At 70.6% G+C, this 14,062-nt stretch carries 12 protein-coding genes; 5 read left to right on the top strand and 7 right to left on the bottom strand.

The features are described from left to right. Nucleotides 1-36 precede the first annotated feature (36 nt). The 6 genes from BLV72_RS32915 to BLV72_RS32890 all read right to left on the bottom strand — a co-directional run bounded on the left by BLV72_RS32915 (nt 37) and on the right by BLV72_RS32890 (nt 6,174). The gene (locus BLV72_RS32915) at nt 37-1,068 is read right to left on the bottom strand and encodes a hydroxyacid dehydrogenase (protein WP_093466909.1); all 1,032 of its coding nucleotides are present in this window, start codon (nt 1,066-1,068) and stop codon (nt 37-39) included. After that, nucleotides 1,065-1,979, bottom strand: coding sequence for a carbohydrate ABC transporter permease (locus BLV72_RS32910; protein ID WP_161559081.1), 915 nt, complete (start codon nt 1,977-1,979; stop codon nt 1,065-1,067). The genes BLV72_RS32915 and BLV72_RS32910 overlap by 4 nt, the downstream gene beginning before the upstream one ends. Continuing rightward, a complete protein-coding gene (locus tag BLV72_RS32905; protein ID WP_093466908.1) occupies nt 1,979-2,926 on the bottom strand; it encodes a carbohydrate ABC transporter permease in 948 nt (315 codons plus the stop codon). Before BLV72_RS32905 ends, BLV72_RS32910 begins: the two co-directional genes overlap by 1 nt. Nucleotides 2,927-3,000: 74 nt before the next feature. Continuing rightward, a complete protein-coding gene (locus BLV72_RS32900) occupies nt 3,001-4,350 on the bottom strand; it encodes an ABC transporter substrate-binding protein (protein ID WP_093466906.1) in 1,350 nt (449 codons plus the stop codon). A 100-nt stretch (nt 4,351-4,450) separates the two neighbouring features. After that, on the bottom strand, nt 4,451-5,533 hold the full coding sequence (locus tag BLV72_RS32895; RefSeq protein ID WP_093466905.1) for a LacI family DNA-binding transcriptional regulator: 1,083 nt from the start codon (nt 5,531-5,533) through the stop codon (nt 4,451-4,453). A gap of 101 nt (nt 5,534-5,634) precedes the next feature. Continuing rightward, on the bottom strand, nt 5,635-6,174 hold the full coding sequence (locus BLV72_RS32890; protein ID WP_093466903.1) for a sigma-70 family RNA polymerase sigma factor: 540 nt from the start codon (nt 6,172-6,174) through the stop codon (nt 5,635-5,637). Nucleotides 6,175-6,360: 186 nt separating this feature from the next. Here BLV72_RS32890 and BLV72_RS32885 point away from each other — a divergent pair, with 186 nt between their 5' ends. The 5 genes from BLV72_RS32885 to BLV72_RS50340 all read left to right on the top strand — a co-directional run bounded on the left by BLV72_RS32885 (nt 6,361) and on the right by BLV72_RS50340 (nt 12,582). Next, nucleotides 6,361-9,180 (top strand): AfsR/SARP family transcriptional regulator, encoded by a 2,820-nt coding sequence (locus tag BLV72_RS32885; RefSeq protein ID WP_342030684.1) that lies wholly within the window; start codon nt 6,361-6,363, stop codon nt 9,178-9,180. 309 nt (nt 9,181-9,489) lie between these two features. Then, nucleotides 9,490-10,131: a DUF4142 domain-containing protein gene (locus tag BLV72_RS32880; RefSeq protein ID WP_093466900.1), complete on the top strand. Its 642-nt coding sequence runs from the start codon at nt 9,490-9,492 to the stop codon at nt 10,129-10,131. Nucleotides 10,132-10,151: 20 nt separating this feature from the next. Then, a complete protein-coding gene (locus tag BLV72_RS32875; protein WP_093466899.1) occupies nt 10,152-11,648 on the top strand; it encodes a DUF1996 domain-containing protein in 1,497 nt (498 codons plus the stop codon). Beyond that, nucleotides 11,648-12,319 (top strand): RNA polymerase sigma factor, encoded by a 672-nt coding sequence (locus BLV72_RS32870; protein ID WP_244321128.1) that lies wholly within the window; start codon nt 11,648-11,650, stop codon nt 12,317-12,319. The genes BLV72_RS32875 and BLV72_RS32870 overlap by 1 nt, the downstream gene beginning before the upstream one ends. Then, on the top strand, nt 12,316-12,582 hold the full coding sequence (locus BLV72_RS50340; RefSeq protein ID WP_244321127.1) for a hypothetical protein: 267 nt from the start codon (nt 12,316-12,318) through the stop codon (nt 12,580-12,582). The genes BLV72_RS32870 and BLV72_RS50340 overlap by 4 nt, the downstream gene beginning before the upstream one ends. 108 nt (nt 12,583-12,690) lie before the next feature. Here the strand turns inward: BLV72_RS50340 and BLV72_RS32865 are convergent, their stop codons facing one another. Beyond that, a complete protein-coding gene (locus BLV72_RS32865) occupies nt 12,691-13,869 on the bottom strand; it encodes a PucR family transcriptional regulator (RefSeq protein ID WP_093466897.1) in 1,179 nt (392 codons plus the stop codon). Between the last annotated feature and the right edge of the window lie 193 nt (nt 13,870-14,062).

Here is a 14,062-nt window from a genome sequence, read left to right as displayed (position 1 = left end):
CTCCAGGGGTCGCGGGACGGGAGAGGGCGCGTCCTCTCACGCCGAGCGGTCGAGGATCTCCGGTCGTACGCGGTGGGCGAAGTCGCGGCCGCTGACGTACTTCTCGATCTCGCCGATGGCGAGGTCGGCCAGCCGCCGCAGCTCACCGCTCTTGGATCCGGCGATATGCGGGGTGATCAGCGCGTTGTCGCAGTCGTACAGGGGTGAGGCGGCGGGCAGCACCTCCGGCACGGTGACGTCGAGGACGGCGCGGATCCGCCCGGCCACCAGCTCCTCGGTGAGCGCCTCCTGGTCCACCACCGCCCCCCGCGCGGTATTGATGAGCATGGCGCCGTCCGGCATGGCGGCCAGCAGCTCCCGGCTGACCAGCCCCTCGGTGGCCGGCAGCAGGGGGGTGTGGACGCTGATGACATCGCTGTCGGCGAAGAGTTCCCGCAGGCCGACCTGGCGCGCGCCGAGTTCCTCCGCCTCCTGAGCCGTGACATACGGGTCGTACAGCCGCAGGTCGAGGTCGTACGGGCGCAGCAGCTCGATCACTCGGCGGCCGATGACGGAGGCGCTGAGGATGCCCACTGTCCGGCGGTAGTTGCCGGCGTCCGGATAGCGCTCGTTCCAGTCGATCGTGCGCCGCTCGGCGCGGTAGTCCCGGGCGATGTCCAGGATGCGCTTGTTGGACAGCAGGATCATGGCGACGGTGTACTCGGCGACGGGTACGGCGTTGGCCGCGGCCGCCGAGGAGACCGCGATGCCGCGCTCCCAGCAGGCGTCGGTGATGTGGTGGCGCACGGTGCCCGCGGTGTGGACGACGGCGCGCAGCCGGGGCGCGGCGTCGAGCGCGCGGCGGTCCAGGGGCGGGCAGCCCCAGCCGGTGACCAGCAGTTCGGCATCGGCGAGGGCACGGCGCGCGGCCGGGGTGGTGAAGTCGTCGAGGACGAGGCCGGGGTCGAGATCGAGGAGTTCGGTGAGCCGGTCCATACTTCCGGATCCGAGCACCTGCCGGGCGGAGCGCTCGGCCATGGCCAGGGCGGCTCGGGGGCGGTGGCGGGCGGAGATGTGCGGGTCGGTCACTTCACGCTCCCTGCGGTCAGTCCGGACTTCCAGTAGCGCTGCAGCATCACGAACGCCACGATCAGCGGCACGACGGCGAGCAGTGAGCCGATGACCACGAGGGGGTAGTACTCGGGCGAGACGGTGGCGGCGCTGTTCCAGGTGTAGAGGCCGAGGCTGAGCGGATACAGGTGCTGGTCGGAGAGCATCACCATCGGAAGGAAGAAGTTGTTCCAGATGGCCGTGAGCTGAAAGAGGAAGACGGTCACGAACCCGGGCCCGAGCATCCGGAGACTGACCCGCACATAGGTCTGCAGTTCGCCCGCGCCGTCGACCCGGGACGCCTCCAGTACCTCGTTGGGCACATAGCCGCTGCTGAGCAGGCGGGCCAGGTAGACGCCGAAGGGGTTGAAGAGCACCGGGATGAAGACCGACCAGAAGGTGTTCACCATGCCGATGTTGGAGGCCACCAGATAGAGCGGCAGGGCCAGCACGGTCGGCGGCACCATGACACCGGTGAGCACGAGGCCGAACAGCTTCTCCTTGTGCCGGAACTCGTACTTGTCGAAGGCGTAGCCCGCGGCGACGCTGATCAGCGAGCCGACCAGGGCGCCGACAACCGCGTACAGCAGGCTGTTGACGTACCACTCGCCGTAGAGCCCGCCGTCCATGGAGAACAGGTCGGAGAGGTTGCGCCCGAAGGAGAAGTCGCCGAAGGAGAGGATGTCGCTGCCGAAGAGGGCGTCGGCGTTCTTGGTGGACGCCAGCAGCAGCCACAGCGCGGGCAGCATGGTGTAGAGGGCGGCGATCAGCACCACCGCGTTGGCGATGCCACGGCTGGTCAGCTTGGAGCGCCCGAAGGGCTTGCCGAGCGGTCTGGCCGGCGGTCCCTGGGGGGCGTTCACGGGGGTGGTGGGTGTGGTCGTGGTCATCACGCTCTCCGTTCCCGGCGGCCCGACCAGCGCGTCACGGCGTACGACAGGACACAGGTGACGATCAGAAGAATGACGGAGGCCGCGGAGGCGAGTCCGTAGTTGTTGCGGCGGAAGGCCGCGTCGTAGATGTACATGTTCGGGGTGAAGCGGGAGTTGACCATCGGGGTGGCCTGGTTCATCAGCATGGGTTCGGTGAACAGCTGGAGCGCGCCGATCAGGGAGAACATGCACACCATGACGACGGAGCCCCTGATGATGGGCACCTTGACCTGGAGCGCGGTGCGGATGCCCCCGGCGCCGTCGATGGTCGCCGCCTCGATCACCTCACGCGGCAGCGCCTGGAGCGCGGCATAGAAGATGATCATGTTGTAGCCGAGGCCGCTCCACAGCGCGATGTTGACGATCGACGGGAGCACGGTGTGCAGACCGAGGAAGTCGATGGTGATATCGGCCTGGGCGAAGAGCTTGATGACCGGGCTGAGCCCCGGGGTGTAGAGGTACAGCCAGATGACGGCCGCGATGATGCCGGGAACGGCGTGCGGCAGATAGACCAGCATCTGCGCGGTCCGCCGCAGCCGGACCAGGCCCGAGTCGAGCAGCAGGCCGAGCGCGAGCGCGCTGATGACCACGAGCGGGACGAAGATCACGCAGTAGAGGGCGATGGTGCCGAACCCGGAGAGGAAGCTGGGGTCCTGCAGCACCGAGAGATAGCTGCGCAATCCGGTGAAGACGGTGCGCCCGCCGCCGAAGCCGAGTCCCTCGTGATCCTCGGAGAAGAGGCTGAGGTAGATGGCGTAGCCGACGGGGACCAGGAACACGGCGACGAGCAGCGCCGTGAAGGGGGTCAGCAGAACGGCGGCGGCGACCCTCTGCTGGCGTCGTCCGGTTCTGCGGGGCGGGTCGGCGGCGGCCGTTGATGGCGGCGCCGCCCCTTTCGAGGACATGACGGTGCTCACGGATTACCTCGGCTTCAACGGGAAGAGACGCGGCTCGGGGTGAGCCGGGGAGAGAACGGGGTTCAGCGGGTGGTGACCGACAGGCCGAGGCTCTTCAGATCGGGCATCGTCCGGCTCTGGGCGTCGCGCAGGGCTTTGAGGATGTCGCCGCTGCCGGCCCCCGCCTTCGCGAGTCCGTCGTCACCGGAGCTGGTGGTCGAGGTCATCCGCGGGCCCCACTTCCAGGTGGGCGCGATCCGCTCGGCCTCCTTCTGGAAGAGGCCGAAGATGTCCTGGCCGGAGTAGTAGCTGGTGTCCATCTCCTTGCGGGCGACCGGCACCAGGCTGGGCACGGACGGGAAGGCGCTGCTGACCCCGCTGGCGAGCTTGGCCTTCAGGGCGCCGGGGCTGGTCACCATCCAGGAGATGAACTCCATGGCCTCCTTGGGATGCCGGCTGTCCTTGGTGACCATGAAGGTCGAGCCGCCCTGGGTGCTCACCTTGGGTTTCGCCGGATCCCACTGCGGCATCGGCGCGATGGCCCATTTGCCCTTGCCGTCGGGGGTGGACGCCATCATCGAGCCCGCGGCCCAGGCGCCCGCCAGATAGCCGGCCGTCTCCCCGCTGCGCAGGTGGGCCCGCCACTGCTGACTGGATCCGGGCTCCACCCGCACCAGATCGTCGTCCATCAGCCGCTGCCAGTAGCCGGCGACCTTGCGGGTGGGGGCGTCGTCCATGGAGATCTGCCAGGTGTCCCCGACGGTGTCGTACCACTTCGCCCCGGCCTGCCAGGCGTAGCCCGCCATATAGAGGGTGCCGCCGGTGGTGAAGAGGCTCCCGATACGGGTCCGCGGCTGGGCCTGCTTGAGCTTGCGGGCCGAACTCTCGAACTGTGCCCAGGTCTTGGGTACCGGGATGTGGTTCTTGGTGAAGATGTCCTTGCGGTACAGGAAGACCATCGGCTCGATGTCCACCGGCACGGCATAGGTGCGACCGTCGAAGGTGGTGAGGTCCAGCGCCTGCGGCAGGATCTTCTTGCGGACCGAGTCGGGCAGCAGCTTGCTGATGTCCCGGGGCACGCCGTCGATGGTGAACCCGGGGAGCTGGGGGTATTCGATGGTGGCGACGTCGGGGGCGTTGCCCGCGCGCGCGGCGTTGCTGAGCTTGGTCCAGCCGCCCTGCTCCCCGGAGGGGACCTGCTGGAATTCGACCTTGATGCGGTCGTGGGTGCGGTTGAACTCGTCCACGACCTCCTGACTGCCGCGCAGCGCCGACCAGAAGGTCAGGCGTACGGGACCGTCGCCGACGGTGTCGGACCCGCGGCTTGTGGAGCAGCCCGCCAGGACGAGGGCGAGCAGCGTGAGCAGTGCGGTGGTGCCCGCCGTCGCCCGGCGTCCGGTTGCCGAGCGACCTGGGCGTCTATGACCAGGCATGGGCCCTCCCCTGAGTCAGCGGTGGAGTCAGGGGAATCTTGAGCGCTTGACTGAAAAGCCGTCAATACATCGAACAGAAGAAACTAAAGCGGTCAAACAATCAGAGAAGTGGGGCGGTGGAATCCCGGACCACCAGCTCCGGCAGCAGCTCCAGATGGCGGGCGGCGCCGGCCCACCGCCCGGTCCGCGTCCGCTCCAGCTGGCGGGTCAGCAGCTCCAGCGCGGCCTGTCCGACCTCGCCCTTGGGCGGGGCCACGGCCGTCAGCGCGATCTGCCCCATGTCGGCGACCACATCGTTGTACGCGACCACCGAGCAGTCGCGCGGCACCTCGACACCCGCCTCCCGCAGCCGCTGGACCAGCACCAGCGCGTCCATGTCGCCGTGGATCAGCGCGGCGGTGGCCCCGGCGCGGCGCACCGCGTCGGCCAGGTCGGCCGCGCCCGCCTCACGCGGGCGCGGATCGGGCCCGGCGGTGCGCGAACTGAGCATCACCGGGCACCCCTCACGGATGCCACGGGCCGCGGTCTGCGCGGCGAACTCCGACCGGATCACCCGTGCGGTGGGGCTGTCGTCGCGCGCCGCCAGCACGATGCGCCGATGGCCCAGCGACGTCAGATGCTCGAGCGCCAGTTGCACCCCGTGGGCGTGGTCCGAACGCACACAGTCCAGGCCGTAGATGGCGCTGCCGCGGTGGGGCCGGCGCTCCACCAGCACCACGGGGAGCTCCAGGGCGCCGAGCCACGCGTGGTCCGCCCGCTCCTCCGCCTCGGTGCGCCAGCGCGGTGAGAGCAGCAGGCCCCGCGCGCCCGCGTCCAGCGCCTGGCGGACCGCGCGCTCGGTGCCGCGCTCGTCCGCGGCGATGTGCAGCGCGAGCCGCAGCCCGGCCTTCTCTGCGGCCTCGCGCGCCGCCTGGACGGCCTCGGTCAGATAGGTGTTGCGCTCGGGGACCACCATGCCGATGGTGTCGCCGGTGGCGGTGGACTCCTGGGCCATCGGCCGCAGCGAGCGCGCCACTCCGTGGCCGCGGCGCACCTCCCCGCGCTGGGCCAGGTCCTCCACGTCCCGCCGTACGGTGACGACGGACACCGCCAGCTCATCCGCGAGATCGGTGATCCGCGCGCTGCCCCGGGCCTCCACCAGTGCCGCGATCCGTGCCTGCCGCTTCCGCGCCGGCTCCCGCATGTTCCCCACCCCTGACGCGATCGGCTTTTCGTCTGCACTCGAAACACCGCCATAGTAGCGATCATTCGATCAGAAAGCAGTCGGCGGGTGTCCGGAGCAGGTCAGCACTCGGTGACGCCGCGCGCCCGCAGGGCCGTTCGCAGGGCCCGAGTCGCGTAGTACGTCCGCGATTTGATGGTTCCGGGAGGCACCCCGAGCGCCCGAGCGGCCTGGCTGACGCTGCGGTCCAGATAGTGCAGATGCAGCAGCACTTCCCGTTGCGGAGGGGCCAGGTCCGCCATCGCGTCCCACACCAGCTGGGCGGTGAGCGCTTGATCGACCGCGTCCGGCGCGGGCAGCAGCGCCATCTCCGCCTCCCCGGTCGTCCCCACCGGCCGCTCCGCCTGGTCCCGGTGGCCATCGGTCACCAGGTCGCTGACCACGGTGAACAGCCGGTTACGGACGGTGTCGTCCATGGGGCCGACGTCCATGGGGCGCTGCCAGGCGTGGATCGCCACCTCCTGCACGATGTCCTGGGCCCGGTGCCAGTCCCCGCCCAGCATCCGGGCCGCCAGGCGGTGCAGCGCCGAGCCGTGTCGTCGGTACAGCGTCCGTAAGAAGGTGTCGGCGTCGGTCGTGACGGCCGCCGTGCGGATGTCCATCGTCTCGTTCCCCCCGAGGCTGATGTGTCAATGGCGCGAGCGTAAGAGAAGGGCGACGCCGATTGAGTGACGAAAGTCTGACGTCGCATGGCGGCCGGAAGAACGCGGTGCCCGAAACGGGCTCGACTAAGATCCCTAGTTGTGCGATTTACGGTGGTAGGCCCGGTCAGGGCGTGGCGTGGCGATGTGGAACTGGAGCTGGGCCCGCCCAAACAACGAGCGCTGCTCGCGCTGCTGCTGGTGCGGGCGGGACAGCCCGTGGCGCTCAGCGAAATCGTCGATGTCCTCTGGGCGCAGGATCCGCCGAGCACCGCGGTGAATGTGGTGCACCGCCACGTCGGGTCGGTACGCCGGCTGCTGGAACCCGGTCTGCCGGCGCGGGCGAAGGGCAGTCGGCTGGTGCGCAGTTCGGGCGGCTACCGGCTGAACGCCGACGCGGACGCGCTGGATCTGCTGCGCTTCCGGGAGCTGAGCGAATCGGCGCGGCGCACCGCCGCCGCGGGCGAGCCGGAGCGGGCGGCCGAGCTCTTCTCACAGGCGCTCGCCCTGTGGCAGGGGCCGACCGCCACCGGAGTCCCCTCCGATATCCAGACCCATCCCGTCTTCTCCGGTGTCGACCGGGAACTTCTGGCCATCGCCAAGGAGGCCGCCACGACGGCGCTCGCCTCCGAGGTCCCGGAGCAACTGCCCACCGTGCTCCAGCAGTTCGCCGCCCACCATGCGCTGGACGAGACCCTCCAGGCCCAGCTCATCCGGGTGCTCGCCGCCACCGGACGGCGGGCCGAGGCGCTGGAGGTCTTCTCGACCGCGCGCAACCGGCTGGCCGATCAGCTCGGCGTCCCGCCCGGCCGTGAACTGCGCGCCGCCCACCGCGAGGTGGTGCCCCGGTCGACCCCGGCCCCCGCCGAGCCCGTCCAGCCGGTCCCTCCGGCGGCGCCGCCCGCCCCGGCGGTCCGCCCGGCTCAACTCCCGCCCGACCTGCCCGCGTTCAGCGGCCGCCATGCCGAACTCGCCGGTGTCCATACTCTGCTGCCCGAGGGCGCCGAGGCCGGATCACCGGGTCCGGTGGTGATCAGCGCGATCGACGGGATGGCCGGGATCGGCAAGACCACGCTGGCCGTTCACTGGGCCCATCGGATCGCCCACCGCTTTCCGGACGGGCAGCTCTACGCCAATCTGCGCGGCTTCGATCCGACCGGTTCGATGATGTCGCCGAACGAGGCGCTGCGGGCGTTCCTCCACGCACTGGGGATTCCACCGAACCGGGTGCCCACGGGTCTGGACACCAAGACCGCGCTGTACCGCAGTCTGCTGGCCGGGCGGCGGATGCTGATCCTGCTGGACAATGTGGTGGACTCCCAGCACGTCCGGCCGCTGCTGCCCGGCTCCCCCGGCTGCCTGACCATCGTCACCAGCCGCAATCAGCTCCACGGTCTGATAGCGAGCGAGGGGGCCCGTCCTCTTACTCTGGGGCCGCTGTCCCCGGCCGAGTCCCATGAGGCGCTGGTCCGGCGGCTGGGCACGGACCGGGTCGCCGCGGAGCCACGGGCGGTGGCGACCATCGTCCGGCTGTGCGGGCGGCTGCCGCTCGCGCTGGCGGTGGTGGCCGCCCGGGCCGCGACCCGTCCTTCCTTTCCCCTTTCTTCTGTCGCCGCGGAGTTGCGCGAGAGCCAGGGGAATCTCGACGCGTTCGCGGGCGCCGATCCGAGTACCGACGCGCGGAGTGTCTTCTCCTGGTCCTACCGGGCCCTGGACCGGGAGGCCGCCCGGCTGTTCCGGCTGCTCGCCCTGCATCCGGGACCCGAGGTCTCGGCCGCCGCGGCCGCGAGCCTGGCCGGGCTCCCGCTCCGGGTCACCCGTGCCCTGCTGACCGCGCTCACCCGCGCCCATCTGCTGGTGGAGCAGGCCCCGGGCCGCTACACCTTCCACGATCTGCTGCGGGCCTACGCCATGGAGCTGGTCCAGGACCACGACACGGACGAGATCCGCCACGACGCCCGGCACCGGATGTTCGACCACTATCTGCACACCGCGCGCACCGCCGCCACGCTGCTCGCCCCGCGCCGGACCGAACCGCTGCCGCTGTCCCCGGCCCGGCCCGACGCCGCGCCCGAGCACCTCGGCGGCCAGGACCGCGCCGAGGCATGGCTCTCGGCCGAGCGGGTCGTTCTGCTGTCGGTCGTCGAGCACGCCCGCGACCACGGATTCCCGTCCCACGCCTGGCAGTTGGCCGTGACGCTGGAGCTCTTCCTGGACCGGCGCGGCCACTGGCAGGAGCAGACCGCCATCCAGCGCACCGCGCTGAGTGCGGCCCGGGCCCTGTCCGATCGGCTCGGCCGGGCGCACAGCCACCGCACCCTGGGGTTCGCCGAGGGGCGGCTGGGCCGGTACGAGGAGGGGGGTGGCCATCTGGAGCGGGCGCTGGAGCTGTTCACGGAGCTCGGCGAGGCGGGCGGGCAGGCCCGCACCCTGCGCTCCCTGGCCTTTCTGTCCAACAGTCAGGGCCGCTACCAGGAGGCGCTGGACCACTACCGGCCCGCGCTCGACCACTATCGCGCCGCGGCACACCTCAGCGGACAGGCCAGCGTGCTCAACGAGATCGGCTGGACCCATATCCTCCGCGGTGAGTACGAGCACGCGCTGGCCCACTGCCGCCAGGCCGTCGAACTGCACCGGCGGATCGGCGACTCGGCCGGCGAGGCCGCCGCGCTGGACAGTGTGGGGTACGCGTACCACCACCTCGGACGGTATGAGCACGCCCTCACCTCGTACGGCCGGGCGCTCGCCATCTACCGCGAGATCAGCGACCGGTACCTGGAGGCCGACACCCTGCACCACCAGGGGGACACCCGCCTGGCCCAGGGCGACCTGGCCACCGCGCTCATCGACTGGCGCGGGGCCCTGGAGATTCTCCAGGAGCTGAACCACCCCGATGCCCGGGTCCTCGACGGCAAACTGGGGCAGTACCGGCAGTCACCGCATCCGGCCTCGGCTCTCAGCGGTTGACGGGGCCTGGTGGGCGTGGTCTTCCGCGCTGTCATCTCCACGGCGGGGCGCCTCCGGGTCGTCGGGAGGGTGCGCGGCGGGCCGCTCGGGCGCGGCCGGGCACCGGGTTCTCCCTGCCGTACGTACGGGCCCGGTGAGTTGCTCAACCGGGCGGGAAAAAGTTTCCCAACGCCCCCGCGGATCGCGGCCGCGCAGGGTAGCAGCCGGAAGTGATCTCTGTCCCGGCTTTATTCACTGGTGATGAGGTCTCCACGACCGAGCCACACGAGGTACTAGCGTCCGGTGTCACTCCGAACCAAGGAGGGCGCTGTGCGACCAGCAAACCTCACCAGACCCATCGCCTCCAGTCGAACCATCGGCACCGGTCTCATCATTGGGGCGCTCGCCGTCACACTGGCGGCGATCCTCATCCCGGTGTCGCTGTTCGGCGAGAGCAGCGCGGCCCTGCCGCGCAACGGCGTCACGGACGACGGCGGTGGGACGGTCAGCACCCAGTACGGGCCGCTCACGGCCACTGACCGGGACTTTGTCCGCAAAGTCAGGCTCGCCGGAACGTGGGAGCTCCCCGCCGGGCGCCTCGCCCAGGAGCGGGGCGGCCGGGACGCGGTGAAGACCGCCGGTGAGCATCTCATCGAGGGACACACCGAACTCGACCGCCGCTCCGAGGAGGTCGGCCGGGCACTCGGGATCCAGCTGCCCAACCAGCCCAACGCGCAGCAACAGGGCTGGCTGAACGAGATGACCAGCGCCGGCAGCAGCGCCCAGTTCGAGCGGGTGTTCGCAAACCGGTTGCGCGCCGCTCACGGCAAGGTGTTCAACCTTGTGGCGCAGGTGCGAGCCGAGAGCCGCAACTCCATGGTCAGATCTCTGGCCACCAGGGCCAATGCCATCGTTCTCGACCACATCACGGTCCTCGAGGACACCGGGCTTGTCGACTTCGACACCCTCTAACGACTAAGTGAAGTGATCTTATGAGGCAACAGACCCACAAACGCGGGCGGTTCACCAATAAGACCGTCGCCATCGTCGCCGCCCTGGCGCTCGGCGGTGGCGGGGCCGCGATCATCGCCGCCAACGCGTCCGCCCACGGCGACAAGGGCGACTCCGGCCAGAACAACACCGTGGCCGCGAAGGCGGGGACGATCCAGTGCCCCGATGTGGGGCAGAAGCTGAGTGATGTGCCGGAGAAGGCCAGGCCCGAGGTCGACAAGAACCTGGCCGAGCTGGACAACCAGGTGGCCAAGGCCTACCAGCAGATGAACCAGCAGCAGGGTTCGAGCGACGCGGTGCTCTCCAAGCTCAACGACGAGCGCTCCCGGACCATGGACAACATCGGCTCGGCCATGGGCGGCGACAACTCCCAGCTGCAGGGGATGAACGACTGCAAGTGGCAGGAGGTCGCCACCCAGGGCGGTCAGCAGCAAGGCGGTCAGCAGCAAGGCGGCGACCAGCAGGGCGGCGACCAGCAAGGTGGTCAGCAGGGCGGCGACGACCAGCAGGGCGGCGACCAGCAAGGCGGCGGCGACCAGGGCGGCGAGGGCGCCAACGAGGTGCCCGGCAACGCGGGCGGCCAGGCGGGCAACGGCCCCTCGCAGGACGACTTCGTCGACATCACCAAGGTGCAGCCGAACGTCCAGCAGCCGCCGCAGGCCCAGCAGAACGGCTCCACCGGCACCTTCGCCACCGAGTGCGGCGTCGGCGACCCCGAGCTGCGCAACAGCGACAACGTGATCGTCGCGCCCGGTGTCGGCAACGGCGCCCACCACACCCACGACTACGTGGGCAACGACAGCAACGACGCCTTCGCCAACAACCAGACCTTCGAGCAGGGCGGCACCTCCTGCGAGAACCAGGACGACAAGTCGACCTACTACTGGCCGGTGGTCCGCGCCCAGGACGGCAAGGACGAGGCGGACGCCAATGAGCTCGGCGGCGGCCAGGAGGGCAACGTCGGCACGATCCTGACCCCCACCAGCTCCAAGATCGAGTTCAAGGGCAACGCGCAGAGCAAGGTCACCGCGATGCCGAAGTTCCTGCGCATCATCACCGGTGACGCCAAGGCGTTCACCAACGGCGACGCCAACGCCAACGCCTCCTGGAGCTGCACCGGCTTCGAGGACCGGCAGTTGACCGACAAGTACCCGCTCTGCCCCGAGGGCAGCTCCGTCACCCGGACCTTCGACTTCCAGAGCTGCTGGGACGGCCAGAACATCGACAGCGCCAACCACCGTGACCACGTGGCCTTCGCAGACGAGGACGGCTCCTGCCCCAACGGCTTCCAGGCCATCCCCCAGCTGGTGAACACGATCACCTACGACGTGCCGGCCAACACCCCCTTCGCCGTGGACGGCTTCCCCGAGCAGTTGCACAAGCCCATCACCGACCACGACGACTTCATCAACGTGATGTCGGAGGACCTGATGAACGAGGCGGTGGACTGCATCAACAGCGGCAAGCAGTGCGGCTGATGGAACACGATCACCAGGCGCGCGTCGGCCGCAAGGCCGGCGCGCGTCGCGCTGCCACCGCGCACTTACACGAGGCCGCGGACGACGACGCGGCCACCGACCCTCCGGCGGCGGAACATCCGGACACCGAGGGGCTCCCGGGCCACGAGCATACCGACCGCCCGGTCCGCCCCCTCTCGGACCACGAGCTCACCCGGCAATTGGCGGAGGGGTACCGGTCGGGCAGCAGCAGCCCCGCGGCGGCCGATCTGCTCTACCGCCGCCACCACGCGGCGACCCTGCGCTACGCCCTGACCTGCTGCCGTGACCCGCATGACGCCGAGGACCTGGCCTCCGAGGCGTTCTTCCGCACCTTCCAGGCCGTGCGCGCCGGGGGCGGACCCCGGGGTCCCTGGCGGCCGTATCTGCTCACGGTGGTGCGCCATACGGCGACGGAGTGGAGCGCCGGGGCGCGCCGGGTGCTGCTGACCGCCGACTTCGAGTCCTGGCGGCAGTACGCGTCCACGGCCGATCCCCAGCACTATCTGGTGGCCCGGGAGGACCGCCGGTTGCTCATCCGCAGCTTCCGGGGACTTCCCGAGCGCTGGCAGACCGTGCTGTGGCTGACCCTCGTCGAGGAGGAGTCCCCGCACCGGGTGGCCGTGCTCCTGGGCATCTCCCCAGCGGGGTGACCTCGCTGGCCTTCCGGGCCCGGGAGGGGCTGCGGGAGTCGTATCTGCGGGCCCATCTGGAGTCGGCGCGCGACGACCGGTGCCGGCACTACAGCGGCCTGATCGGCGCCTCGGTGCGCCGGGGCGGGGTGCGCGGCCGGGCGCTCGCGCGCCATCTGGCCGGCTGCGCCTTCTGCTCCCACGCCTACCGCGAACTGCTCGGCCTGAACGCGGCGATGCGCACGGCCCCGCGTACCGCGGCACCCGCCGGGGCGCGAGGCTAGGGCCCTCCTGCGGCGATCCGCGTCGTCCGAGCGGCGGGCGCCGGATCCGCCCGTGACAGCGAAAACCGCCGACCGCGTGAGCGCGGCCGGCGGTTCACCTTCCGCGGGTCAGAGTCCGTTGACCCGTGCCTCCCTGGCGATGCCCAGCGGACGGACACCGGGGGGCGCACCGGCCCGGGTCCGGCGGCCGACCCGGGACGCCTGGCGCCGAATCCGGTCCATCTGCGCCATCAGCCTGCGGCCGCGCAGCGCCATCTCCAGCTCGAAGCGTATTCGGGGGTCCCGCAGGCCCGGCCCGAAGAGCTTCTCGATCTGGCGCAGCCGGTAACGCACGGTCTGCGGATGCACCTTGAGGGCCTTGGCCGCCTCGGGCGCGCCACCGCCCTCCAGCCAGGCCAGCAGCGTCATCTGAAGCCGCTCGCTCTGCCGGGGGGTCAGCCCGACCAGCGGCTTGAGCCACCGGGCGGCCAGCGCCCGGACCAGCGACTCGTCCTGCAGGAGCAGCAGCATCGACAGATGGTCGTCGACGAAGAGCACCCGGGCCTCGGGGCCGGGGCGGGCGGGCGCCAGGGTCAGCAGGCGCCGTGCCCATCGCACCGACGAGGACGCGTCGTTGAGCGGCACCACATGGCCCACGGCCGCGGTGCGGCCGCGCAGCGCGGTCTCCAGCGCCGCCCGGGTGCCGGGCTCGGCGGGCGCTTCGCGCTCCGGCTCCCGGTCGCCTTCCGGGGTGGCGGCGGTGGCGGCGGTCTCCACCGTGGGGCCCGGGTCCGCGTCCGGGTCGGGGATCAGCAGGCACAGCTCGTCGCCGACCGCGCCGATGAGGGTGTCACCCAGCACGGCGGCCAACTGCGGCGCCTCGCCCGGGGTGGGCAGGGCGATGGCCTGCACCGTCTCGGGAAGCGGCCACCGGGCGGCCCTGGAGAGCTCCATCAGGGTGCGCTCGGAGACCGCCACTTCACCGATGAGGGCCTCGAACAGATCGCGCCGGGCCCGCTCGGGCGGCACCTCGGCCAGCGCCTCCTCACCGGAGGCGGGGGTCGCGGCCTGCTCGCCCACGCCGTCCTCGCCCGCCTTGCGGTGGCCGAGTGCCGTCAGGAGAGCCTGCTCGACTCCCCCTCGGACCTTGTCTCGCTCAGAGTCCTCCAGAAGTTCGGCGAATCCCGGAATTCTGTGCCGAAGGTTCTCAACCACCTCGTCGGCCAGGGACGGGAGTTCATTGCGCAGCACTCGGGTCCACTCACCACGGGGGCGGGACCAGATGCGGTTCACGAGTTCGCCCATCATTACCTCGTTCTTGCCGGGGGGAGACCTGGCCGTTGGGGGGTCGGCCAGGTCCGTGGAGGTTGCCTCCGTCACCGGTTCGTCCAGTACCGGTCAGGGAGTCGAGGGTCCTCCGCTACGTCATAGAGGACCCCGCCCCCTCCCGGTCCCGACACTTTGCCGGTTCTTTGCCATTGAAACGACAGTGGATCAGCCG

This window comes from Streptomyces melanosporofaciens (assembly GCF_900105695.1).
Classification (GTDB): domain Bacteria; phylum Actinomycetota; class Actinomycetes; order Streptomycetales; family Streptomycetaceae; genus Streptomyces; species Streptomyces antimycoticus.
This window is presented reverse-complemented; position numbering and strand designations above follow the sequence as displayed.